The 24,708-nt window shown below is 67.1% G+C and carries 22 protein-coding genes and 1 pseudogene; 15 read left to right on the forward strand and 8 right to left on the reverse strand.

Annotation, left to right across the window (positions count from 1 at the left end; all coding sequences use genetic code 11):
* Positions 1 to 2: 2 nt before the first annotated feature.
* Positions 3 to 1,283, reverse strand: a complete 1,281-nt coding sequence (locus AC1DFU_RS13660) for an amino acid deaminase (RefSeq protein WP_441593271.1) — start codon at positions 1,281 to 1,283, stop codon at positions 3 to 5.
* A 126-nt stretch (positions 1,284 to 1,409) separates the two neighbouring features.
* On the opposite strand from AC1DFU_RS13660, the gene AC1DFU_RS13665 reads away from it, so the two are divergent.
* The 7 genes from AC1DFU_RS13665 (at position 1,410) to AC1DFU_RS13695 (ending at position 8,692) form a co-directional block, all read left to right on the forward strand.
* Entirely contained in the window at positions 1,410 to 2,312 is a 903-nt protein-coding gene (locus AC1DFU_RS13665; RefSeq protein ID WP_441593273.1) for a MurR/RpiR family transcriptional regulator, read from the forward strand.
* Between the two features lie 2 nt (positions 2,313 to 2,314).
* Entirely contained in the window at positions 2,315 to 3,778 is a 1,464-nt protein-coding gene (locus AC1DFU_RS13670; protein ID WP_441593275.1) for an N-acyl-D-amino-acid deacylase family protein, read from the forward strand.
* A gap of 32 nt (positions 3,779 to 3,810) precedes the next feature.
* Entirely contained in the window at positions 3,811 to 4,203 is a 393-nt protein-coding gene (locus AC1DFU_RS13675; protein WP_092296716.1) for a RidA family protein, read from the forward strand.
* 116 nt (positions 4,204 to 4,319) lie between these two features.
* The gene (locus AC1DFU_RS13680) at positions 4,320 to 5,681 is read left to right on the forward strand and encodes a GntP family permease (protein ID WP_092296719.1); all 1,362 of its coding nucleotides are present in this window, start codon (positions 4,320 to 4,322) and stop codon (positions 5,679 to 5,681) included.
* Between the two features lie 126 nt (positions 5,682 to 5,807).
* A complete protein-coding gene (locus AC1DFU_RS13685) occupies positions 5,808 to 6,989 on the forward strand; it encodes an ABC transporter substrate-binding protein (RefSeq protein ID WP_092296722.1) in 1,182 nt (393 codons plus the stop codon).
* Positions 6,990 to 7,175: 186 nt separating this feature from the next.
* A complete protein-coding gene (locus AC1DFU_RS13690) occupies positions 7,176 to 8,375 on the forward strand; it encodes a PQQ-dependent sugar dehydrogenase (protein ID WP_441593278.1) in 1,200 nt (399 codons plus the stop codon).
* Positions 8,372 to 8,692 carry a c-type cytochrome gene (locus AC1DFU_RS13695; RefSeq protein WP_369823487.1) on the forward strand — a complete coding sequence of 107 codons (321 nt, stop codon included), beginning with the start codon at positions 8,372 to 8,374 and terminating at the stop codon, positions 8,690 to 8,692. Before AC1DFU_RS13690 ends, AC1DFU_RS13695 begins: the two co-directional genes overlap by 4 nt.
* On the opposite strand, the gene AC1DFU_RS13700 is transcribed toward AC1DFU_RS13695, so the two are convergent.
* The 5 genes from AC1DFU_RS13700 to AC1DFU_RS13720 form a co-directional block, all read right to left on the reverse strand.
* Positions 8,671 to 8,958, reverse strand: coding sequence for a hypothetical protein (locus tag AC1DFU_RS13700; RefSeq protein ID WP_143093916.1), 288 nt, complete (start codon positions 8,956 to 8,958; stop codon positions 8,671 to 8,673). The genes AC1DFU_RS13695 and AC1DFU_RS13700 overlap by 22 nt on opposite strands.
* Positions 8,959 to 9,096: 138 nt before the next feature.
* A complete protein-coding gene (locus AC1DFU_RS13705) occupies positions 9,097 to 9,801 on the reverse strand; it encodes an ABC transporter ATP-binding protein (RefSeq protein WP_441593281.1) in 705 nt (234 codons plus the stop codon).
* Complete coding sequence (locus AC1DFU_RS13710) at positions 9,794 to 10,546, reverse strand: ABC transporter ATP-binding protein (protein WP_092296737.1); 753 nt, start codon at positions 10,544 to 10,546, stop codon at positions 9,794 to 9,796. The genes AC1DFU_RS13705 and AC1DFU_RS13710 overlap by 8 nt, the downstream gene beginning before the upstream one ends.
* Positions 10,543 to 11,565: a branched-chain amino acid ABC transporter permease gene (locus AC1DFU_RS13715; RefSeq protein ID WP_441593283.1), complete on the reverse strand. Its 1,023-nt coding sequence runs from the start codon at positions 11,563 to 11,565 to the stop codon at positions 10,543 to 10,545. The genes AC1DFU_RS13710 and AC1DFU_RS13715 overlap by 4 nt, the downstream gene beginning before the upstream one ends.
* Entirely contained in the window at positions 11,562 to 12,425 is an 864-nt protein-coding gene (locus tag AC1DFU_RS13720) for a branched-chain amino acid ABC transporter permease (RefSeq protein WP_177219959.1), read from the reverse strand. Before AC1DFU_RS13720 ends, AC1DFU_RS13715 begins: the two co-directional genes overlap by 4 nt.
* 167 nt (positions 12,426 to 12,592) lie before the next feature.
* Between AC1DFU_RS13720 and AC1DFU_RS13725 the strand changes: the two genes are divergently transcribed.
* The 6 genes from AC1DFU_RS13725 (at position 12,593) to AC1DFU_RS13750 (ending at position 18,769) form a co-directional block, all read left to right on the forward strand.
* Complete coding sequence (locus AC1DFU_RS13725; RefSeq protein ID WP_092296745.1) at positions 12,593 to 13,537, forward strand: aldo/keto reductase; 945 nt, start codon at positions 12,593 to 12,595, stop codon at positions 13,535 to 13,537.
* A gap of 9 nt (positions 13,538 to 13,546) precedes the next feature.
* Positions 13,547 to 14,911, forward strand: a complete 1,365-nt coding sequence (locus tag AC1DFU_RS13730; protein ID WP_092296748.1) for an NTP/NDP exchange transporter — start codon at positions 13,547 to 13,549, stop codon at positions 14,909 to 14,911.
* 99 nt (positions 14,912 to 15,010) lie between these two features.
* Entirely contained in the window at positions 15,011 to 16,117 is a 1,107-nt protein-coding gene (locus tag AC1DFU_RS13735) for an S-(hydroxymethyl)glutathione dehydrogenase/class III alcohol dehydrogenase (RefSeq protein ID WP_092296751.1), read from the forward strand.
* 11 nt (positions 16,118 to 16,128) lie between these two features.
* Positions 16,129 to 16,977, forward strand: coding sequence for an S-formylglutathione hydrolase (gene fghA, locus AC1DFU_RS13740; RefSeq protein ID WP_092296873.1), 849 nt, complete (start codon positions 16,129 to 16,131; stop codon positions 16,975 to 16,977).
* A 19-nt stretch (positions 16,978 to 16,996) separates the two neighbouring features.
* Complete coding sequence (locus AC1DFU_RS13745) at positions 16,997 to 18,469, forward strand: amidase (protein WP_441593285.1); 1,473 nt, start codon at positions 16,997 to 16,999, stop codon at positions 18,467 to 18,469.
* A 51-nt stretch (positions 18,470 to 18,520) separates the two neighbouring features.
* Positions 18,521 to 18,769, forward strand: coding sequence for a hypothetical protein (locus tag AC1DFU_RS13750; protein ID WP_441593287.1), 249 nt, complete (start codon positions 18,521 to 18,523; stop codon positions 18,767 to 18,769).
* 27 nt (positions 18,770 to 18,796) lie between these two features.
* Here AC1DFU_RS13750 and msuE read toward each other — a convergent pair whose 3' ends face one another.
* Positions 18,797 to 19,360, reverse strand: coding sequence for an FMN reductase (gene msuE, locus AC1DFU_RS13755; protein WP_092296760.1), 564 nt, complete (start codon positions 19,358 to 19,360; stop codon positions 18,797 to 18,799).
* A gap of 92 nt (positions 19,361 to 19,452) precedes the next feature.
* Positions 19,453 to 20,088 (reverse strand): annotated as a pseudogene (locus AC1DFU_RS13760) (MetQ/NlpA family ABC transporter substrate-binding protein); the annotation flags it as partial.
* A gap of 239 nt (positions 20,089 to 20,327) precedes the next feature.
* Between AC1DFU_RS13760 and AC1DFU_RS13765 the strand changes: the two are divergent.
* On the forward strand, positions 20,328 to 23,525 hold the full coding sequence (locus AC1DFU_RS13765) for an efflux RND transporter permease subunit (RefSeq protein ID WP_441593289.1): 3,198 nt from the start codon (positions 20,328 to 20,330) through the stop codon (positions 23,523 to 23,525).
* Positions 23,522 to 24,706, forward strand: a complete 1,185-nt coding sequence (locus tag AC1DFU_RS13770; RefSeq protein WP_441593291.1) for an efflux RND transporter periplasmic adaptor subunit — start codon at positions 23,522 to 23,524, stop codon at positions 24,704 to 24,706. Before AC1DFU_RS13765 ends, AC1DFU_RS13770 begins: the two co-directional genes overlap by 4 nt.
* The last annotated feature ends 2 nt before the right edge of the window (positions 24,707 to 24,708 follow it).

Consider the following 24,708-nt stretch of genomic DNA (forward strand, 5'->3'; position numbering starts at 1 on the left):
CCTCAGAAGAACGTCTGCACGATGTCGATGACGCGCAACTGGCCGTCCAGCACGGGGATGTGCCGCCACTTGTCGAACGTCAGGCAGGGATGCGAGATGTCGAAGGCAATCATATCCCCGACGCGCACATCGTCGCCAGCCTGAATCTGCAAATAGGCATGCTGGTCCATCATGCCGGTCACCTGCCAGTGCGCCGGGGTGTCCACCGGGGCGTCCGTGCCGGGCCGGTACAGGCGCGCGGGAATCGGCATGCCGGCGTCGAACGCGGCATCGCGCTTGCCCATGCCGATGATCGCGCGCGTCGGCTCGGGAATCGACTGCACATAGGCCCAGAGCTGCAGCGCGGGCAGCAGCCCCTCGCGCATCTGCTGCGCCACGGGGTTGTTGGCCAGGATGCGCGTCTGCGCGGCACGGTAGATGCCTACGTCGTGGGTCAGGTAGCAGCCGGGACGCAGCACGATGTCGATGGGGGCGCCGATGTCGGTCCGCGAGAACTCCTCGGCCACCACGTCATACCAGGCCGAGCCCGCGCCCGACATGACCACTGGGCTGCGGCTGAAGCGGCCTTCGGCGGCCAGCTGGCGCGTCACGGCCACAGTGCGCTGCAGGAAGGCGCGGATGTCGGCCTCCTGCTGGAGCACGCCTTCGTAGACTTCCACGCCGGCCAGCGCGAGCGCGTCGGGCCAGCGCGCCAACGCGTCCATCACGGTTTGCTGCTGGGCGGCGTCACGCACGCCAGTACGGCCACCCTCCACGCCCAGTTCCACCAATACTTGCAGCTTCTGGCCGCGCACACGGAAAAACGCGCCGAGCTGATCGACGAGATCCGCTGAATCGACGAGCGAGAAGAATTCGAAGGAAGGATCGCGCAGCAGGTCCGCCACGATCTCCATATTGCGGCGGCCAACCAGCTGGTTGGCCATCAGCACGCGTTTCACACCATGCGCGGCGGCGGCTGCGGTCTGGTGCGCGGTGGCCAGGGTGATGCCCCAGGCACCTTCCTGCAACTGTCGCGCAAACAGCTTGGGCGCCATGGTGGTCTTGCCATGCGGCGCCAGCTGCACCCCGTATTCACCCATGAAGCGGCGCATCCATGTGAGGTTGTGCGCGAGACGTTCCTCATAGAGCACAGCCGCGGGCAGGCTCAGGTCCTCCGACAACAGGTTCCAGCCGACCTGGCTGGCGTTTGCGGGGGCCAGCGGGGTGTCCATCCGGCCCAGCGCCTTGTTCAGCGGATCGATGATTCCGGCTTGGTATTCACCCTGATACTTTGTCTCACGCATGCTGTCATCACCCCGCAAAAATTCTGATTGACGTAATCATAGCCTTGAAACTACGATATTTCATCCTTGTTATAAAGTAACATGCCTCGCCCGACAGCCCTGCCGGGGGACGCGCATCCGCCCGCCATGACCGCGCCTTTCGACATCCTGACCCGCATTGCCGAACGTGGCCCCGCGCTGCGTCTGGCCGAGCAGAAGGTCGCCCAGGTGATCCTGGAAGACCTGGCCGGCGCGGCGGCGGCCAGCATCAATGAACTGGCGCGCAAGGCGGCGGTGAGCGAGGCCAGTGTCACGCGCTTCGCCAAGGCCATCGGCTGCCGCGATGTGCGCGACCTGAAGCTGCGGCTGGCCCAGGCCACCGCCGTAGGCTCGCGCTTCCTGCAGCCGGTGCCGCTGGCGGAGCCCGGGGCGCCCGCCTCGCTGGCAGAAAGCATTCACGCCGATGTCATCAACACGCTGGAGGTCAATCGCAAGCTGATCGACCCGGAACGCATCGGCATTGCCGCGCGGCTGTTGCTGGACGCGCGCATGGTCTACGCTTTTGGCATGGGTGGCGGCTCGACGTTCATGGCCGACGAGGCGCGCTACCGGCTGGCGCGGCTCGGCCACCCCGTGGCCTCGTATCAGGACGCGGTCCTCCAGAAGATGGTGGCGGCCACGCTGACGCGCGACGACGTGGTCCTGGCGTTCTCGGCGAGCGGCAACATGCCCGAGATGCTGGCCAGTTGCGACATCGCGCGCGAGTACGGCGCCCGGCTGATCGCTGTGACGGCGCTCGGTTCGCCGCTGGCGGCGCGTGCCGATGTGCTGCTGCCCGTGCGCTCGCTGGAGACGGATTTCATCTTCAAGCCATCGGCCTCGCGCTACGCAATGCTGCTGGTGCTCGACGTGCTCGCCACGCGCCTGGCCCTGCTGACGCAGGAACAGAGTGCTGAGAAGCTGCGCCGCCTCAAATACGTGCTCGACGCCCACCGCGGCGTGAGCCAGGACAGCGACGGGCCGGACAGCCGCCAGCCGCTGGGAGACTGACCATGCCACACCTGTTCGACACCCTGATCCGCCTCGTGAGCCTGATCGACGGCTCGGGCGCCGCGCCCCGGCTGACCGACGTGGGCATCCGCGACGGCCGCATCACGCGCATCGACGCCCCCGGCGCCATCGACCCGGACACCGCCTCCCACGTGGTGGAAGGCCACGGGATGGTGCTCTCGCCCGGCTTTATCGACGTCCACACGCACGACGACACCAACGTGGTCCGCCAGCCCGAGATGACGCCGAAGATCTCGCAGGGCGTGACGACCGTGATCGTCGGCAACTGCGGCATCAGCGCGGCGCCGGTCACGCTGGCGGGCGATCCGCCCGATCCGATGAACCTGCTGGGCCGCGCCGAGGCGTTTCGCTACCCGAGCTTCCAGGCCTATGTCGAGGCCGTCAACGCGGCGCAGCCGGCCGTCAATGTGGCCGCGCTGGTCGGCCACACGGCCCTGCGCAGCAACCATATGGACCGGCTCGACCGCGCCGCCACCCCCGACGAGACCGCCGCGATGCGCGCGCAGTTGGAGGAAGCCCTGACCCACGGCGCCCTGGGCCTCTCCACCGGGCTGGCCTACGCCAACGCCTTCTGCGCGCCGACCGAGGAAGTCCTCGCCCTGGCGGAGCCGCTCGCGGACGCCGGCGCGCTCTACGCCACCCACCTGCGCAGCGAGTTCGCCGAGATCCTCGACGCCATGGACGAAGCCTTCCGCATCGGCCGCCATGCGCGCGTGCCGGTGGTCATCTCGCACCTGAAATGCGCCGGCGTGCCCAACTGGGGCCGCAGCGGCGAGGTGCTGGACGCGCTGGAAGGCGCCCAGCGCTGGCAGCCGGTGGGCTGCGACTGCTATCCGTACACGGCCAGCTCGTCCACGCTCGACCTCAAGCAGGTGACCAGCGATTTCGACATCCAGGTCACGTGGTCGGAGTCGCACCCGGCCATGGGCGGCCGCCTGCTGGCCGACATCGCCGCCGAGTGGAATGTCGATCTGGAGGAAGCCGCGCGGCGACTGCAACCGGCCGGCGCGGTCTACCACTGCATGGAAGATGCCGATGTGGACCGCATCCTGCGCCATCCGGCCACGGTGGTCGGCTCCGACGGCCTGCCCAATGACCCGCTGCCGCACCCGCGTCTCTGGGGCGCGTTTCCGCGCGTGCTGGGCCACTACGCGCGCGACCGCGAGCTATTTCCGCTGAGCGTGGCCGTCAACAAGATGACCGGCCTCTCCGCCGAGCGCTTCGGGCTGACCGGGCGCGGCTTCGTGCGCGAAGGCTACTGGGCCGACCTGGTCCTGTTCGACGCCGCCACGATCCGGGACGCCGCCAGCTTCACCGACCCCATGCAGCCCGCCGAGGGCATCGCGGCGGTCTGGGTCAACGGCGAGCTGTCGTGGCAGCAGCGCGAGGCCACCGGCGTGCGCGCCGGCCGCTTCCTGCCGCGCGGCCCCCGCGCCACGGCCTGACCCCTTTCATCATTCAGTAAACAGGAGTTTTCATGGACATCAAGCGTTTCGGCGTGGAAGGCGGCACGGGCCAGGGCGGTTCGCACATGCCGTTCGCCCGCGCGGTAGCCGCCGACGGCTGGCTCTACGTATCCGGCCAGGTGCCGATGGTGGGCGGCGAGGTGATCGACGGCGGCATCGTGGCGCAGAGCCACCAGGCCATCAAGAACGTGCTGGCGATCCTGGCCGAGGCCGGCTACGGCCCCGAGCACGTGGTGCGCTGCGGCGTCTGGCTGGACGACGCCCGCGACTTCACCTCGTTCAACAAGATCTTCAAGGAATACTTCGGCGCCAACCCGCCGGCCCGCGCCTGCGTGCAGTCCAGCATGGTGGTGGACTGCAAGGTCGAAGTGGACTGCATTGCCTACAAGAAAACCGCGGCATAAGCCCGCACGGTGAGCCAACCGATTTATCAACCCGGCCGCTAAGCCCCACAGGAATAGCGGCCTTTTCATAGCGGAAGCGGACCGTCCTCCGGACGGCACCCGCGCAAGGAGACAATATGGGTGCCGTAACAGGAACCACACTCCTGGTTTATGCGCTGATCGCCGTGATCGCGCTGGTCATACTGATCGCCAGGTTCAAGCTCAACCCGTTCATCACGCTGGTGATAGTGTCCGTCGCGCTCGGCTTTGCCGTGGGCATGCCGATGGGCGACATCATCAAGTCGTTCGAGGCCGGCGTGGGCGGCACGCTGGGCCACATCGCGCTGGTGATCGGGCTGGGCACCATGCTCGGCAAGATGATGGCCGAGTCGGGCGGCGCCGAGCGCATCGCGCTGACGCTGATCGACTTCTTCGGCGAGAAGAACGTGCACTGGGCCATGGTGACCATCGCGTTCATCGTCGGCCTGCCGGTGTTCTTCGAGGTCGGCTTCGTGCTGCTGGTGCCGATCGCCTTCAACGTGGCCAAGCGCACCGGTACCTCGATGGTGCTGGTGGGCATTCCGATGGTGGCCGGCCTGTCCGTGGTGCACGGGCTGATCCCGCCCCACCCGGCTGCGCTGCTGGCCGTGACGGCCTATGGCGCCGACATCGGCAAGACCATCATGTACGCGCTGATCGTGGGCGTGCCCACGGCCGCCATCGCCGGCCCGCTGTTCGCCAAGCTGATGGACCGCTACGTGAAGCTGCCCGATGTGAACCCGCTGGCCGCGCAGTTCACCGAGGAAGACGAGGGCGTCAAGGCCACGCACGCCCTGCCGAGCTTCGGCATCACGGTGTTCACCATCCTGCTGCCGGTGATGCTGATGCTGATCGGTAGCTGGGCCGACCTGTTCACCACGCCGAAGACCTTCGCCAACGACTTCCTGAAGCTGATCGGCAACTCGGTGATGGCGCTGCTGATCGCCGCACTGGTGAGCTTCTACACCTTCGGCAAGGCACGCGGCTTCAGCCGCGAGATGATCCTGAAGTTCACCAACGAGTGCGTGGCCCCCACGGCCATCATCACGCTGGTGGTGGGCGCCGGCGGCGGCTTTGGCCGCATCCTGCGCGACTCGGGCATCTCCACGTCCATCGTGGACGTGGCGACCAGCGCCCACGTGTCCGTGCTGGTGCTGGGCTGGCTGGTGGCGGTGATGATCCGTATCGCCACGGGCTCGGCCACGGTGGCCATGACCACGGCCGCCGGCATCGTCGCCCCGATCGCCGCCAGCGTGCCGGGCACCCGCCCGGAACTGCTGGTGCTCTCCACGGGCGCCGGATCGCTGATCCTCTCGCACGTGAACGACGGCGGCTTCTGGCTGGTGAAGGAGTACTTCAACATGTCCGTGGCGCAGACGTTCAAGACCTGGTCGGTCTGCGAAACCATCATCTCGGTGGTGGCGCTGGGCCTGACGCTGGCCCTGGCAACGGTGGTCTGAGCCTTGGTTTTCCCCCTCTCCCGCCTGCGGGAGGGGGAGCGAAACACGGGATTGCGCACAGCCGCCCTCCCCCCTACACTCCCGTTCGATGCGGTCGCCTAGTACCGCACTTTTCGGGAGACTTCGATGACCTTCACCCCGCTGCGGCGCGCCGTCCTGGCGTGCGGCGCCCTCGCCGTCCTGGCATTCCCCGCTTCCAGCTTTGCGGCCGATCCGGTCAAGATCGGGCTGATCGCCCCGTTCTCGGGCAGCTTTGCCGACTACGGCAAGCAGATGGAAGGCGGCGTCAAGGCCTGGCAGAAGCTCCACGGCGACACCGTGGGCGGCCGCAAGATCGAAGTCATCCTCAAGGACACCACCGGCCCGGTGCCGGACGTGGCCAAGCGCCTGGCCCAGGAACTGGTGGTGCGCGACAAGGTGGACATCCTGGCCGGCTTCGGCCTCACGCCCGAGGCGCTGGCCGTGGCGCCCATCGCCGAGCAGGCGAAAAAGCCGATGGTGATCTTCAACGCGGCCTCCTCCGTCATCACCACCAAGTCGAACTACATCGCACGGGTGTCGATGACGCTGCCGCAGATCTCGGCGCCGATGGCGACCTGGGCGGTGCGCAACAACATCCGCAAGGTGGTCACGCTGGTGGCGGACTACGCGCCCGGCATCGACGCCGAAACCGCGTTCAAGACCAACTTCCTGGGCGGCGGCGGGCAGATTATCGAGTCGATCCGCGTGCCGCTGCGCAACCCCGAGTTCGCGCCCTTCATCCAGCGCATCAAGGACGCCAAGCCGGAGGCCGTGTTCCTGTTCCTGCCCGCCGGCGAGCAAGGCGTGGCCTTCATGAAGGGCTTCCGGGAGCGCGGCCTGGCCGCCGCCGGCATCCGCGTGATTGCCACGGGCGACCTGACCGACGACCACGTGCTGCCGGCCATGGGCGACGCCACGCTGGGCGTGATCACCTCGTTCCACTACTCCGCCGCCCATGATTCGAAGGAAAACAAGGCGTTCCTGAAGGCGTTTGCCGAGGCCAACCCGGGCGCCGGCCGGCCCAACTTCATGGCCGTGGCCGCCTTCGACGGCATGGCCGCCATCTACGAAGCCCTGAAGAGAACCAACGGCGTCACGGACGGCGACAAGTTCCTGGCGGCGCTCAAGGGCATGAAGATCCAGAGCCCGCGCGGCGCCATCACCATCGACCCGGCCACGCGCGACGTGGTGCAGACGGTCTACATCCGCAAGGTGGAAAAGGTCAACGGGGAGCTCTACAACGTCGAGTTCGACAAATTCGACGGGGTGAAGGACTCCGGCAAGTAAGCCTGCCCGGCGGCGGCCGTCCTGAAAATCTTTTATTGCGTCGTCAAGAAAGTGCATCACGCGGGTTCCGATTCTTGACCTAAGCTGTTTGATGCACACAAGAAGAACTCCGGAGACGACAAAATGATCAGGACTGCCATATCCTCCGCGGCCGCCGCCGCGATGTTCCTGGCCCTGGCGCCTGCCATGGCCGCCCCCGACAACCTCCAGAAGCTCCAGAGCTTCAAGCCGACCGGCACCGCCACGCCGGAAACCGTGCCGCAGACCGGCACGCGCGCCGACGCCATCCGCGAGAACCTCAAGACGATCAAGCTGCCGCAGGGCTTCAAGATCGAGTTGTACGCGGTGGTGCCCGAAGCCCGCCACATGGCGGTGGAGCCGTCCACGGGCGTGGTCTTCGTCGGCACGCGCAAGACCAAGGTCTGGCAGGTGACGGACCGCAACAAGCGCCGCGTGGCGGACGACGTGGTGCAGTTCGCCAGTTCCGTCGCCTTCAAGGTGCCCAACGGCGTCTGTTTCTCCCCCGACGGCATCCTCTACGTGGCCGAGCAGAACCGCGTGCTGGCGTTCCCGGCCGCCCAGTTCTTCGGCGAGGGCGGCCCCGACGTGGCCGTCGGCGTGGTCGTGCCGCAGGGCAAGCTGGTCCCGACCGAGTTCGAGAGCTTCAACCACGGCGCGCGCGCCTGCCGCATCGGCCCGGACAAGAAGCTCTACGTGGCCCTCGGCCAGCCGTGGAACGTGCCGCCCAAGGACAAGCTGGCCACGCTCGACAAGAACGGCGTCGGCGGCATTATCCGGATCGACCAGGACGGCAAGAATCGTGAGGTCTATGCCCATGGCGTGCGTAACTCCGTGGGCCTGGACTTCAGCCCGGTCGACAAGATGCTCTGGTTCACCGACAACCAGGTGGACGGCATGGGCGACGACCAGCCCCCCGGCGAGCTGAACCGGGCCACCAAGGGCGGCCAGAACTTCGGCTTCCCGTGGTACGGCGGCGGCAAGGTCCGCACGGTCGAGTACAAGGACGCCAAGCCGCCGGCAGACGCCGTCTTCCCGGTGGTGGAGTACGCCGCCCACGCGGCCGACCTCGGCATGTCGTTCTATACCGGCAAGATGTTCCCGGCCAAGTACCAGAACGGCGTGTTCGCGGCCGAGCATGGCTCCTGGAACCGCACCAAGCCGATTGGCGCCCGCATCGTCTACACGCCGGTCAACGCCGACGGCTCGGTCGGCGCCACCGAGGTCTTCGCCGAAGGCTGGCTGACGGCCAACGGCGAGTACATGGGCCGCCCGGTGGACGTGCAGCAGTTGCAGGACGGCTCGCTGCTGGTGTCCGACGACTACGCCGGGGCGATCTACCGCATCTCCTACGCGGGGGCCAAGTGACGCGACACGGTTCGCTGACAATCGCCGCCTGGCTGGGGATGGCAATGGCCGTGGCCGGGGCTCCTGCCCTGGCCGCAGACGCCCAGGCCGGCAAGGCCCGCGCACTGCAGTGCCAGGCCTGTCATGGCCTCGACGGCAAGTCGAAGCTGCCCGAGGCGCCGCACCTGGCCGGCCAGAACGAGACCTACCTCGTGAAGGCGCTCAAGGACTACAAGACCGGCGCGCGCAAGGACGAGATGATGAACCTGATGGCCAAACCGCTGACCGACAAGGACATCGCCAACCTCGCGGCGTTCTACAGCGGCTTGAAGCCGTGACCGGAGCGTTCCTTCGGCGGCGATAGCACCGAGATGGCTGACGCCGCCTCGCGCCGGATCAGCCGGATGATCAGCGCGGCGCCGGCGTTGCCGAAGTCCGGCGAGGCCGCGTTATCCAGCGCCGCCGACATCACCCCGAGCGCTTCCTGAATGCGCTCCAGTTGCCGCAGGGCCGGGGCCGACGGCGCCATCGGCCCGGGGAACCCCGGGGTGCCGAGCATGCCGGGTGTAATGGATGTCCGGGAAGACGGTTTCGGTTTGTGCATGGCGATCTCCTGCTGTCTGAGCGGATGATGTCGATCCATGCATTCTGGGAATGAAGCGCGCCCAGAGATATGAGACGTTTCTGAAAAGCAATCAGACTCGTCTTATGCCACCACCTACGCCACCACCTACGCCACCACCTACGCCGCCACGCTCACCAGCCGATCCAGCAGGGCACGATCCGCAAGCAGCCCGGCGCTCTCGCCGGTGTGCACCACGCGCCCCCGGTCGAGCACCATCGCGCGCTGCGTCATCGCCAGCGCCAGCCGGGCGTGCTGTTCCACCACGATCACCGCCATGCCGCTGTCCGCGATCAGCCCGGCAATCACTCGCCGCAGCTCCTGCACGATGATCGGCGCCAGCCCTTCCATCGGCTCATCGAGCAGCAGCAGTGAAGGATTGACCATCAGCGCGCGCGCCATCGCCAGCATCTGCTGTTCCCCGCCCGACAACTGGTTGCCGAGGTTCTTCCGGCGCTCCTCGAGCCTCGGAAAGACCTGAAAAACGCGGGGGATGTCCCACGGCCCGGGGCGTGCCACGGCGCTCAGGTGCTCCGCCACGGTCAGCGACGGAAACACCCAGCGCTCCTGCGGCACCCAGCCGATGCCACCTTGCGCGCGCCGGTGCGGCGGCACGCGGGCGAGGTCGCGCCCCTGCCAGTGCAGGCGCCCGCCGCGCAGCCGCGTGAAGCCCATCAGCGTAGCCAGCAGCGTGGTCTTGCCCACGCCGTTGCGGCCCAGCAGCGCCAGGCTGTCGCCGGCGGAGAGCATCAGGTCGATACCGTCCAGCACCAGCGCGTCGCCATAGCCCGCGCTGACGCTCTCCATCCGCAGCAGTTCAGTCATGGGCGGCCTCCCCCAGATACACCTCGCGCACACGCGGATCGGCGGCAATCTCGGCCGGCGTGCCCTCGGTCAACACGCGGCCCGCCACCAGCACCGTGATGCGCTCGGCGAAGCGGAACACCAGATCCATGTCGTGCTCGATAAAGACGATCGTGATGTCGCGCGGCAGCCCGGCGATGACCGCGAACAGCTCCGCGCTCTCGCCCGTGGGAATGCCGGCGGCGGGTTCGTCCAGCAGCAGGATCGACGGCCGCGTGGCCAGCGCCAGCGCCATCTCCAGCAGCCGCTGCTTGCCGTAGGGCAGCTGGCGGGTCTCGACGTCAGCATCGGCGTCCAGCCGCAGCATGGCCAGCACCGCCATGGCTTCGTCGACGAGGGGCGTCTGGGAAGCCACCGTGCGCGCCCAGATGCGTGCGGCCCCGGTGCGCTCGGCCACCGCCAGCACGACGGATTCGAGCACCGTCAGCCCCGGGAACAGCGTGTTGATCTGGAACGTGCGCGTCATGCCGAGCCGCACGCGCGCATGTTGGGGCAGCGCCGTGATATCGCGGTCGCCCAGCCAGATCCGCCCTGCCGATGGCGGCAGCGCCCCGGTCAGCAGGTTGATGAAGGTGGTCTTGCCGGCGCCGTTCGGCCCGATCAGCGCGTGGCGCGCGCCCGGCGCGAAACTGAGCGAGATGTCGCTATTGGCGGCGAAGGCGCCCCAGGACTTGCCGAGCCCTGCCGTGCGGAGCGTGGCCGTCATGGTGCTTCCCCCCGGCCGCGCCGCAGCCGGCCCGCAATGGCGCTGGCCGCGCCCATCACCCCACCCTTGGCGAACAGCACCATCAGCACCAGCAGCAGGCCGATCCAGAACTGCCAGTAGACCGGGTTGATGCCCGCCAGCACGTCCTGCGCGATCATGAACAGCGCCGCGCCGACCAGCGCGCCGTAGAGCCGGCCCGTGCCGCCGAGCACCAGCATGACCAGCAGCTCGGCCGATCGCGGGAAGCCCAGCACATCGAGCCCGACGAACTGCGTGGTCTGGGCCAGCAGTCCGCCGGCCACCCCGGCCACCGCCGCCGACACCGCGAACACCGCCCCGAGCCGGCGCGGCACGTTGGCGCCCAGCGCCGGCATGCGCCGCACGCCCTCGCGCACGCCGCGCAGCGACAGCCCGAACGGCGACGCCACGATCCGGCGCACCGTCAAGAACAGCAGGAAGGTCACCACGAGGCTATATAGATAGGCCGTCTTGCCGAACAGGTCGAATTCGAACAGCCCGAGCACCTTGCCCATGGTCACGCCGGACAGCCCATCGACCCCGCCGGTCAGGAAAGCGGCCTTGTTGGCGGCCTCGAACAGCATCAGGCCGATGCCGAGCGTGACCATCAGCCGGGTCAGGTCGCCGCCGCGCACCACCAGGAAGCTGCACAGCCAGCCCGCCAGCCCGGCCACGGCGCCGGCGGCCAGCAGGCCGGAAATCGGCTCGCCCCAGCCGTGCGCGCCCAGCAGGCCCGCCGTATAGGCGCCCAGCCCGAAGAAGGCCGCGTGGCCGAGCGAGACGATGCCGGCATAGCCGAGGATCAGGTCCAGCGACAGCGCGAACAGGCCGGTAATCAGGATCTGGCTGCCGAGGATCAGGTAGTCGGGCAGGAGGAAGAACACCGCCACCGGGGCGAGCCAGAAGACGATTTCGGCCGGATGCCAGCGGCCATCGGGCAGGCGGTGGCGCTGGGCCGCCGCCGGCTGGACGGCTTGATCGGTACGCAGGACGGATTTCATGCGCGCCTCCCGAACAGGCCGGCCGGGAAGGCCACCAGCAGCACGACCATCATCGCGTAGATCACGAACGCGCCCACCGCCGGCACGTAGTACTTGCCGGCTACGTCCGCCACGCCAAGCACGATCGCCGCGAGCAGCGAGCCGCGGATGGAGCCGGCGCCGCCCACGGCCACTACCAGCAGGAAATACACCATGTATTTGAGCGGGAAGGCGGGATCGAGCCCGAGCACGTCGATGCCCAGTCCGCCGCCAAGGCCGGCCAGCCCCGAGCCGAGCGCGAACGTCAGGCTGAACACCCGCTCCACGTTGATGCCGAGACCGCGCGCGGCCTGCTGGTGATCGACGGCAGCCCGTACCTGCGCCCCGAAGCGCGTGCGCGCCACCAGCCACCCCAGCGCCAGCGTGATCACCACCACCACACCGATCAGGAACAGCCGATAGGCGCCCAGGTCGATCCCGGCCACCTGCACCTGCCCGATCAGGAACTCGGGCAGCGCCACCGGCTGCTGGCCGGGGCCGAACAGCCACGTGGCGCCGGCCATCGCCATGAAGGTCAGGCCGATGGAAAACAGCACCTGGTCGAGGTGGCTGGCCCGGTACAGGCGCCGATAGAGCGTGCGCTCGAGCAGCCAGCCCACCGCCGCCGCGCCCAGGAAGGCCAGCGGCAGCGCCGCCAGGAACGGCACGCCGGCGCGGTTCATCAGCACCACGGCCACATAGCCGCCGAGCATGGCAAAGGCGCCATGGGCCAGGTTGACGAAGTTCATCAGCCCCATGGTCACGGACAGGCCAATGCTGATCAGGAACAGCAGGCTGCCGTACGCCAGGCCGTCGAACAGCACGCCAAGGAAACTCGCGATCACCGGGGTCGTCCTCCGTTTTCAGGGTTGCCGCCGGATTGTTCAGTGTGCGCCGCTTTTTTGCAATCGGGCCCCACCCGCCCGTGCCCGATGTTGGCCTGTTGTCTGGTTTACATCGCCCCGGCCACGCGCTAACGTCCTGAAACCCGACCGCGAGGGACATTGCCATGCCGATCGACCGCCGCACCTTCCTGGGACTTTCCGCCGCGCTGGCCGCCTTGCCGGCCACCCCTGCCCTGGCCGCCGCTCATGCAGCCGCTCATGCAGCCGCTCATGCCGCCACCATGGAGGCGCCGATGCGGCGCAAGATCCCGGGCACCAATGTGCAGTTGCCGGTCATCGGCATGGGCACGGCCGATACCTTCAACGTGGGCACCGGCGCTGACGAACGCACCCCGCTCACCGAGGTCATGGCGCTGTTGCTGCAGCGCATTCCCGGCGCCGTGGTGGACACCGCGCCCAGCTACGGCAGCGCGGAAGCCGTCACCGGCGACCTCCTGCAAGCCGCCAAGGCCCGCCAGCGGGTGTTCCTGGCGACCAAGGTCTCTACCAGCGTGGCGCAGGTGCCGGCGCAGTTCGCCCGGTCGCTGTCCGATCTCCACGTCGACAGCGTGGATTTGCTGCAGGTGCATAACCTGATCGACTGGCAGAACAACCTGCGCTGGCTGCGCCAGCAGAAGGAAGCCGGCAAGACCCGCTATATCGGCATCACCCACTATCGGGAAGACTCGCACGACACCCTGGCGCAGATCCTGCGGCAGGAAAAGATGGATTTCCTCCAGATCAACTACTCGCTGGGCGAGCGCAACGCCGAGAAGACGCTGCTGCCGCTGTGCGAGGAGCGCGGCGTGGCGGTGCTGGTCAACCGGCCGTTCCAGGATGGGCGGCTATTCAGCGCGGTGAAAGGCAAGCCGGTGCCCGACTGGGCCGGCGAGGTGGACTGCACCACCTGGGGACAGCTGTTCCTGAAGTTTGTGGTCAGCCACCCGGCGGTGACGGCGGCCATCCCGGCCACCTCCAAGCCGCGCAATATGGCCGACAACCTCGGCGCGGCGTTCGGCCGCATGCCCGATACGCGCGAGCGGGCCCGCATTGCCGCCGCGCTGGCCTGAGCGCCGGCCATGGCTACGCCCCCGCCCCTGCCCCAGCCTGACGCGGCCCGTCCGCTGCAACGCGGCCTCGGCATGCGCCCCGGCGAAGCCCCCGCCGTGGTGGCGGGCTTCCTGTTCTTCTTCTGCCTGTTCGCCAGCTACTTCATGCTGCGCCCCGTGCGCGAGACCATGGGCATCGCCGGCGGCGTGCAGAACCTGCAATGGCTGTTCACCGCCACCTTCGTGGTGATGCTGGTGGCCATCCCGTTCTACGGCGCCTGCTGCAAGTGGCTGCCCCGTCGACGCTTCGTGCCGTGGGTCTACGCATTCTTCATCGCCAACCTGCTTGGCTTTGCCTTTGCCACGCGGGCGATGCCGGACAACGTGTGGCTGGCGCGCGTGTTCTATGTCTGGCTCTCGGTCTTCAACCTGTTCGTGGTGTCGGTGGCGTGGAGCCTGATGGCCGACGTGTTCCGTCCCGATCAGGCGAAGCGGCTGTTCGCGCTGCTGGCGGCGGGCGCCAGCGCCGGCGGGCTGGCGGGTCCGCTGCTGGGCGGCTGGCTGGTGGGAAGCATCGGGCTGACGGGGCTGATGGTGCTGTCGGCGGCGCTGCTGGCCGCCACGCTGCCCGGCGTGGGTTTCCTGTTCGGCTGGCGACGCCGCTCGGGGGCAGGGATGGCCGGTGTGGGCAGCACGGGTGCGGGGCAGGACCCGGCCGAGCCGGTCGGTGGCGGGCTGTGGGCGGGGCTGGTGCTCGTGGCGCGCTCGCGCTACCTGCTCGGCATCAGCGTGTTCGTGATCCTGCTCGCCACGGCGAGCACCTTCCTGTACTTCGAGCAGGCCAAGCTGGTGGCCGCCGCGTATCCGTCGCGCGCGCAGCAGACACAAGTCTTCAGCGCGCTCGATGCCACGGTGCAGGCGCTGACCATCGTGATCCAGCTGTTCTTTTCGGGCCGCGTGGCGCGGCGCTACGGCGTGACCGCGCTGCTGACCGGCGTGCCTGTGCTGGTGACCCTCGGCTTCCTGGCGCTGGCGGTCTGGCCGACCTTCGCGGTGCTGGCCGGCGCGATGATCGTGCGGCGCGTGGGCGAGTACGCGCTGCTGCGCCCCGGGCGCGAGATGCTGTTCACCGTGGTGGACCCGGAAACCAAGTACAAGGCCAAGAACGTCATCGACACGGCGGTGTATCGCGCGGGCGACGCGGTGAGCGCCTGGGTGCGCACCGCCATCGACGCCATCTCCGGCCATCCCGCCTCCGTGGCGCTGGCCGGCGCGGTGCTGGCCATCGCGTGGGCCTGGCTGGGCTGGTGGCTGGGTCGGCGGCACGAAGGCCAGCTGACACCCGCCGGGGAGGCGTCCACGGTGCTCGCGCGCGGCGCGCCGGGCGGCCGATAATCGAGCATCCGTCTGGCCGCGCGCCGCCGATGGCCGTATAGTCGTGGCCTGTTCGCGCGCCACGCGCGCCGCCCCCACACGCTTGCCTAGGAGCCCCCCATGAAGACCAAAGCCGCCATCGCCTGGAAAGCCGGCGCCCCGCTGACCATCGAAGATGTCGACCTGGACGGCCCGCGCGCCGGCGAGGTGCTCGTGGAAATCAAGGCCACCGGCATCTGCCATACCGACTACTACACGCTCTCGGGCGCCGATCCGGAAGGCATCTTCCCGGCCATCCTGGGCCATGAGGGCGCCGGCATCGTCACCGACGTCGGCCCCGGCGTGACCTCGCTCAAGCCGGGCGACCACGTGATTCCCCTCTACACGCCGGAATGCCGCCAGTGCAAGTTCTGCCTGTCGCGCAAGACCAACCTGTGCCAGGCCATCCGCGCCACGCAGGGCAAGGGGCTGATGCCGGATGGCACTTCGCGCTTCTCGATCGACGGCAAGCCGATCTTCCACTACATGGGCACGTCCACCTTCGCCAACCACATCGTGGTGCCGGAGATCGCGCTGGCCAAGATCCGCCCGGATGCCCCGTTCGACAAGGTCTGCTACATCGGCTGCGGCGTGACGACCGGCGTGGGCGCCGTGCTGTTCACGGCCAAGGTGGAAGCCGGTGCCAACGTAGTGGTGTTCGGCCTCGGCGGCATCGGCCTGAACGTGATCCAGGCGGCCAAGATGGTCGGCGCTGACAAGATCATCGGCGTGGACCTGAACCCGGGCCGCGAGGCGATGGCGCGCAAGTTCGGCATGACCCACTTCGTCAACCCCAAGGACGTGCCGAACGTGGTGGACCACATCGTCCAGCTCACCGACGGCGGCGCCGACTACTCGTTCGAGTGCATCGGCAACACGCAGGTCATGCGCCAGGCGCTGGAGTGCTGCCACAAGGGCTGGGGCAAGTCGATCATCATCGGCGTGGCGGAAGCCGGCGCGGAAATCTCGACGCGCCCGTTCCAGCTGGTGACGGGCCGCGAGTGGAAGGGTTCGGCATTCGGCGGCGCACGCGGGCGCACGGACGTGCCGAAGATCGTCGACTGGTACATGGAAGGCAAGCTCAACATCGACGACCTGATCACCCACACGCTGCCGCTGGAGCGCATCAACGAAGGCTTCGACCTGATGAAGCGCGGCGAATCGATCCGCTCGGTGGTGCTGTACTGATGCAGACCGACCTGGAACTGCTCGCCGAGCACGGCTGCCATGGCGGCGTGCAGCGCTTCTACCGGCACCACTCGGCCGCCATCGGGCTGCCGATGCGGTTCTCGGTGTTCCTGCCGAAGGAAGCGCTGGGCACGGGCACCACGCGCGTGCCGGCGCTGTTCTACCTGGCCGGGCTGACCTGCACCGAGGAAACGTTCCCGATCAAGGCCGACGCCCAGCGCTACGCCGCCGAGCACGGCATGATGCTGATCTCGCCCGATACCAGCCCGCGCGGCGCCAACGCGCCGGGCGAGGCCGATTCGTGGGACTTCGGCGTGGGGGCGGGGTTCTACGTGGATGCCGTCGAGGCGCCGTGGCACATGCACTGGCATATGGAGAGCTACGTGGCGAGCGAGCTGTTCGCCATCGCCACCACGGAATTGCCCGGCGATGCCGCGCGCGTGGGCATCTTCGGCCATTCGATGGGCGGCCACGGGGCGCTGGTGCTGGCGCAACGCTATCCGCACCGTTTCCGCTCGGTGTCCGCCTTCGCGCCGATTGCCGCGCCGATGAAATGCCCGTGGGGCATCAAGGCCTTCAGCGGCTACCTCGGCAACGATCCGGTGCGCTGGGCCGAGCACGACGCCAGCGAACTGATGACCGGGCAGGACGCGCCGCCCTTCCCCGCCGGCATCCTGATCGACCAGGGTCTGGCCGACCGCTTCCTCGAGGAGCAACTGCATCCGGAAGCGTTCGAGGCCGCCTGCAAGGTCGCCGGCCAGCCGCTGACGCTGCGACGGCACGCCGGCTACGACCACGGCTACTACTTCATCCAGACGTTCATGGCCGACCATATCCGGCATCACGCCGCCCAACTCTGACGCTGACACCGAGCCCGCCATGCCTTACGCCGCCGATCCCATCGTCATGCTGTCCGCGCGGGCGCTGTCGCAGGCCATCCACGGGGGCGAGGTGTCGTGCCGGCAGGTCATGGCGGCCTACCTGGCCCATATCGCACAGGTCAATCCGGGCAGCAACGCCATCGTGGCCATGCGCGACGAAGCGGCGCTGATGGCCGAGGCCGCCGCCGCCGACGAGGCGCTGGCGGCGGGCCGCTCCGCAGGCTGGATGCACGGCATGCCGCAGGCGCCCAAGGATTTGGCGATGACGCGCGGCATCCGCACGACGTTCGGCTCGCCGATCTACAAGGACAATGTGCCGACGATCGATGCCATCGTGGTCGAGCGCGCGCGGCGCGCCGGGGCGATCCTGATCGGCAAGACCAACACGCCCGAGTTCGGGCTGGGCTCGCAGACGTTCAACCCGGTGTACGGCGCCACGCTGAATCCCTACGATGCCACGCGCACGGCGGGCGGCAGCAGTGGCGGCGCGGCGACGGCACTGGCGCTGCGCATGCTGCCCGTGGCGGATGGCAGCGACTTCGGCGGCTCGCTGCGCAACCCGGCCGGCTACTGCAACGTATTCGGCTTCCGGCCCTCGGCGGGCCGCGTGCCCTACGGCCCCACGCCGGAACTGTTCCTGTCGCAGCTCGGTTGCGAAGGGCCGATGGCACGCACGGTGGCGGACCTTGCCCTGCTGCTGGCCACGCAGGCCGGCCCCGACGCGCGCACCCCGCAGGCGCTTCCAGCCGACCCGGTGCTGGCCTCGCTCACGCCCGCGAACGTCACGGACGTGCTGCGCGCCGACCTGAACGGCAAACGCGTGGCGTGGCTGGGCGACTGGGGCGGCTACCTGCCGATGGAAGACGGCATCCTGCCGCTGTGCGAGCAGGCGCTGCGCTTCTTCCCGGATTTCGGCGTCAGCGTGGAAGCTATCGGCGCCCCTTATCCGCCCGAGAAAATCTGGCAGACCTGGCTGACCCATCGCCATTTCCTCGTCGGCAACGCCCGCATGACGCTCTACCGCAACCCGGCCACGCGCGCGCAGCTGAAGCCAGAGGCCATCTGGGAGATCGAAGGCGCGCTGAACCAGACCGCCAGCGACCTCTACACCGCCAGCACGGAGCGCTCGGCCTGGTACAACGCGCTGCAACGCACCTTCGCCACGTTCGACTATGTGGCGGTGCCTACGGCGCAGGTGTTCCCGTTCGATGTGAAGCAGCCGTGGCCGACATCGATCGCCGGCCGGCAGATGGATACCTATCACCGCTGGATGGAGGTGGTGGTGGCGTGGACGCTGTCTGGCTCGCCAGTCATCAGCGTGCCGGTGGGGTTCAATGCGGAGGGGTTGCCGATGGGCATGCAGCTGATTGGCCGCCCGCGCGACGACCTTGCCGTGCTGCAACTCGCCGCCGCCTACGAGCAGGCGCGCGACTGGGTGGGCAGCCGGCTGCCGCCAGCCATTGCAGACTGATCGCGGTGCACTATCCTGAAGGCTCCCCATCCCCGTATGAAGGAGCCTGCCATGGGCACTTCACGTCACATCGCCCTGGCGCTGGGCCTGCTCTTCGCGAGCAGTGCCGCGCTGGCGCATAACTGTCCCAATGAGATGAAGGCCATCGACGCGAAACTGGCGACCAAGCCGGCGCTGTCGCAGGCCGACATGACCAAGGTCCAGAAGCTGCGCGCCGACGGCGAAGCGCAGCACAAGGCCGGCGATCACGACGCCTCGATGAAGTCGCTCGGCGAGGCGAAGAAGCTTCTCGGAATCTGAACCCGAGCCGGGCCAAATCAGGCCAGGTCAGGCCACGCGCAGCAACTGGCGCGCGTGGCTGGCGAACAGCGGCGCGGCACGATCCGCCGCGAGGCGGATGCGTTCCTGCAGCGGGCCATTGCCGACCTGATAGCCGTCGAAATCAGCCGTCGAGGCATACACGCCAATCGGGAGCGTCAGCGCCTGCAGGAAGCCGAACAGCGGGCGCAACTGGTGCTCCAGCACCAGTGCGTGCCGGTCACTGCCGCCCGTGGCGGCCAGCAGCACCGGCGTATCCACCAGCGCGTTCATCCCGACCAGATCGAACAGATGCTTGAAGTGGCCCGGGAACGAGCCCCGGTAGACCGGCGCGGCGGCGATCAGCAGGTCTGCCGACTCGATGTCCGCCAGTTGCGCCTCAATCTCGGCAGGCAGTTCCTCGCGCGACAGCGCGCCACCCAGCGGGCGGGCAATCTCGCTCAGGTCGACGATGCGGGTGTCGAGCACGAGCCGTTCTTCCAGCGCCTCCAGCAGTGCCTGCACGAGCACACGGGTGCGCGAGGGCTGGTGGACACTGCCATTGACGGCGACGACTTTGAGGGGGGTAGCCACTGGTGGTTCTCCGTTTGGATCGACCCCTACCTTAGCGCCGTCGCCGCCGAGGGCGAACGAAGGAAATCGAGTATGGATAGATGAAGTGCCGATCAGAACGACGGCACCATCGCGCCCTTGTACTTTTCCTTCATGAACTGGCGCACGTCTTCCGACTGGTACGCCGCCACGAGTTTCTTGACCCACGGCTTGTCCTTGTCCTGCGTGCGCACCACGATAATGTTCGCGTACGGGCTGCGGATGTCTTCCATGGCGATAGCGTCCTTGGTCGGCCGGAGGCCGGCGGCGAGCGCGTAGTTGGTGTTGATCACCGCGGCGCTCACGTCAGGCAGGACGCGCGCCAGCTGGGCGGCGTCCAGTTCCACGATCTTGAGCTTCTTGGGGTTCTCGGCCACGTCCAGCGGCGTAGCGTTCACGCCGTTGGTGCCCACGCCCGGCTTCAGCTTGATCACGCCCTGTGCGGCGAGCAAAAGCAGCGCGCGGTTCTCGTTCGACGGGTCGTTCGGCACGGCCACCTTGGCGCCCTGCGGCAGGTCCTTCGGCGACTTCAGCTTCTGCGCGTACACGCCCAGCGGCGAGATATAGGTGTAGCCCACGCTGACCATCTTGTAGCCGCGCTGCTTGACCTGGCTGTCCAGGTACGGCTGATGCTGGAAGCTGTTGGCCTCCAGATCGCCCGCGTCCAGCGCGGCGTTCGGCTGCACGTAGTCGTTGAACTCCGACACCTCGCGCGGATCGGCGGCGGCAAGGCCGCGTCGGATGGACGCGGCCGGGACGAAACTTTACCTCAATGTGCCTTGCCGGTCGGGTGGCTCGCACTCATCGTCGGCACGCTGCGCTTTTCAAAAATTGCATATCTCGACAGTTCGAACAGAAAAGCGCCGCCAGTTTCCGAAATAGTCCTGCGGCCATTTCTTCCTAGACTCACTTTGCCTTCAATCGGGACAGGTGAACCAGGAAAACGAACATGTGGATCGTCAGGCTTGCACTACGCCGGCCCTATACCTTCGTTGTGCTAGCCATTCTGCTGTTGCTTGGTGGGATGGTTTCCATCCTGCGCATGCCTACGGACATTTTTCCGTCGATCGACATTCCGGTGGTCAGCGTGGTCTGGAGCTACAACGGTTTGTCTGCCGAAGACATGGCGCAACGTATCGTCACGGAATACGAGCGTTCCCTGACCACCGACGTCGACAATATCGAGCACATCGAGTCGCAGTCGCTACCGGGGGTGGCCGTCATCAAGGTCTTCTTCCACCCCGGCGCTGACATCAACCGGGCGATTGCTCAAGCCACGGCCGGCGCGCAATCGATTCTCAAGCAGATGCCGCCGGGCGCCACGCCACCCCTTGTCCTTAGCTACAACGCCTCTACGGTACCAATCCTGCGCCTGGCGCTAGGCAGCGACACGCTGCCGGAGCAGGAACTGTACGACCTGGGCAACAGCTTTATCCGCACCCAACTGGCCACAGTAGAGGGCGCGTCAGTGCCGCTTCCCTACGGCGGCAAGGTACGACAGGTGACGGTGGACCTTAATGTACCGGCACTCCAGGCACGCGGCCTGGCTCCAGTCGATGTCGTGAGCGCGATCAACGCGCAGAATTTGGTTTTGCCTGGCGGCACCGCCAAGATTGGCTCGCTGGAATACCGGGTAGATCTCAATGGCAGTACGCAGACCGTAGCCGCGTTGAACGACTTGCCGGTCCGCAGCGGCCCCAACGGCACGGTCTATGTTCGCGACGTGGCGCAGGTCCACGATGGTTACGCGCCCCAGACCAATGTGGTGCGGCATGACGGCAAGAGAGCCGCGCTGCTGGAAATCGAGAAGACTGGCAGTGCCTCAACACTGACCGTCGTTTCGCAGATCCGGGCCCTGCTGCCGCACATTCTTTCAGGACTGCCGAAGTCGCTCCACGTGCAACCCCTCTCGGACCAGTCAGTGTTCGTATTGTCGGCGATCGACGGTGTGCTGCACGAGGCGCTGGTGGCCGCCTGCCTGACAGCCACAATGATCCTGCTGTTCCTGGGTAGCTGGCGCGCCACGCTGATCATTGCCATCACGATTCCGCTATCGGTACTGGCAGCACTCATCGCACTGGCGGCGCTGGGGCAGACCTTGAACATCATGACCCTGGGCGGGCTCGCGCTTGCCGTGGGCGTACTCGTAGATGACGCCACCGTGGCAATCGAAAATATTGCCCATCATCGCGAGACAGGCAAGCCACTCGAGCAGGCCATCCTTGACGGTTCGGGAGAAATCGCACTGCCCACGCTGGTGTCCACGATGTGCATCTGCATCGTGTTCCTGCCGATGTTCCTACTCAGCGGCGTCGCTCGCTACCTGTTCGTGCCCCTGGCCGAATCAGTGGTGTTTGCGATGATGGCCTCCTACTTCCTTTCCCGCACGCTCATTCCCACGCTGGCGCACTATCTACTGCGCGGCGAAAATGCGCAGCGGCCCAAGGGCGGACGCCTGGCCAGCTGGTTCAGCGCGGTTCATACGAGATTTGACGCGAGATTCGAACGGGTGAGGCTTTCGTATTCGCGCCTGCTGCGCGCTGCGCTGGCTGCGCCACGCCGTACCGTTTCGTTCTTCGCGCTAGTTTTTTTGGTGTCGATGACGCTTGTGCCGTTCCTGGGCCAGGATTTCTTTCCCACCATCGAAGGCAGCGAGATCCGACTGCATATGCGGGTACGCACCGGCACGCGCATCGAGGAAACGGCGCGTATCGTAGATGAAGTGGAAAATGAGGTCCGCCTGGTCATCGGACCCACCCACGTGGCCGGCATCGTCGACGACATTGGCCTGCCCGTCAGCGGCATTAACCTGACCTACGATTCTGCGCTGCCGATTGGCACCGGCGACGCGGAGATCCTGGTGTCGCTGAAGCCCGATGCCGGCCGTTCTGGCGCGCTGGTCGAACAGCTCGACGCGGCCCTGCGGAAGAACTTTCCCGGGGTCAGCTTTTCGTTTCTGCCGGCCGACATGGTCAGCCAGATCCTCAATTTCGGCCTGCCTGCGCCTATCGACATCCAAATAGTCGGGAAAGACCTGGAAGGCAACCGCAAAGTGGCCGATCAACTGATGCGCAGCCTGGCAGGCGTGCCCGGACTGACCGACCTGCACCTCCAACAGCCGAGCGACCAGCCTGCCCTGAGTCTCAATGTTGACCGCACACGTGCCCTGCAGGCGGGGCTGTCCCAACGCGAAGTGGCGCAGAACCTGCTGATCTCCCTGTCCGGCAGCAGCCAAACAGCGCCCAACTTCTGGCTTGACCCCAAGAACGGCGTCAGTTATCAGGTGGCCGTATCGGTGCCGCAGTATGCAATGGACTCGCTGCAAACGCTGTCGAGCATTCCACTTGGCCTGGGCGCTGACACTGTGCAGCAAGGTGGCGCTGGGCAGCTTGGCCAGTTCGGCACCATCACGCGCTCCAGTCAGCAAGGTGTGGTTTCGCATTACAACGTGCAACCAGTACTCGATCTGTTCGCTGCAGTACGGGGTCGCGACTTGGGTTCGGTGGCCAGCGATGTGCAGCGTATCGTCAGCAAGGCGCACGATCAGTTGCCGGCTGGCTCAGACATCGTTGTCCGCGGCCAGGTGCAGACAATGCATGCATCGTTTGCAGGCCTGCTGGCCGGCCTGGCTGCTGCCATCGTGCTGGTCTACCTGTTGATGGTCGTGAACTTCCAGTCGTGGCTGGATCCACTTGCCATCGTTGGCGCACTTCCCGTAGCGCTCTCTGGCATGGCATGGATGTTATTTGCGACCGATACCACCATCAGTGTTCCCGCGCTCACGGGGGCCATCATCTGCGTTGGCATCGCGACGGCTAACAGCATCCTCGTGATAAGCCACGCGCGCGAAGGGATGGCAGGCGGAAAATCTGCCGTGGATGCAGCATGGGAAGCTGGCTTCAGTCGCTTCCGCCCTGTGGCGATGACGGCGCTGGCCATGCTGTTCGGCATGGTGCCGATGGCTTTGGCGACAAGTGGTGCGGGCGCGCAGAATGCGCCGCTCGGTCGCACCGTGATTGGCGGCCTGGCATTCGGCACAACCGCAACGCTGGTACTCGTGCCAGTGTTCTTTGCCACCCTGCATGACTGGATGGCGGGCCGCACCCGAGTCGACGACTCCGCCACGCTTCGAGAAGACCTGGCATGACACATAGCAAACCTCGTACTACGGCCTCGGCGCCACGTAGCCGGTCACGCCTCGCCATACTGGCGGTATCGGGCCTTTGCGTCGCAGCAGCCCTTACTGCCGGGATCTTCCCACGCTGGCACAGCTTTGGCGCTTTGCAGTTGCGCGCCAAAAGCGCGGAAATTCCTGTCGTCAGTGTGGTGTCCCCCCGAAATGCTGCAGCCGTGCGCGATATCACCCTGCCAGCCGATGTCCAGGCCTACGACGATGCCGCCATCCATGCGCGCGTCAACGGCTATCTGCGGCGCTGGTACGCCGACATCGGCACCTCGGTGAAGGCTGGCCAGTTGCTAGCGGAGATTGATGCGCCCGAGGTATCCGACCAGTTGCGCCAGGCTCGCGCCGACGAAGCAACAGCGGCCGCCAACTACCAGCTGGCCAGCACCACGGCCAAGCGCTGGCAGGACCTGCAGGCGACTAACTCCGTCGCGCAGCAGGAAACCGACCAGAAAGTCGCCGACATGCATGCCAAGGCGGCCTTGCTGGCCGCGGCACGCTCAAATACTTCGCGGCTGGCACAACTGGCCAGCTACATGCAGATCCGCGCGCCGTTTGATGGCGTGATTACCGCACGCAATGTCGATACGGGGGCGCTGATTGACGCGGGTAGCGCACCGAGCCAGGACCGCGAACTATTCCATATCTCGGCCGGCACGCGGCTGCGCGTCTATGCTCAGGTCCCCCAGGATGTCAGCGCGGCAACGGTGCCGGGCACGCGCGCTTGGCTGACTTTGCCGCAAGCGCCGGGACAACGCTACCCCGCCACCGTTACGCGCACGGCCGGTGCGATCAACTCCATCACGCGCAGCCTGCGCGTGGAGCTTGACGTCGACAGCCAGGACGGCCGTATCCTGCCCGGCACCTACGCCCAGGTGCATCTGGAAGTGGGCAGCGCCCATGCGGGCCTGGATCTGCCAGCCAATACGTTGATGTTTCCCGCCAGTGGCCCTGCGGTGGCCGTTGTGGATGCTGAAAACAAGCTGACGATTCGTCAGGTCGCACTCGGTCGAGATTTCGGTTCGCATGTGGAGGTACTAAGTGGCGTGCAGGAGAACGACCGGGTCGTCGTCAACCCCGGCGACGGCATCGTCTCCGGCATGCCCGTGCGCGTGGCCGCCCCCGCCAAGGGGGACGCGGCATGAGC

It is taken from the genome of Cupriavidus sp. 10L45, assembly GCF_056395225.1.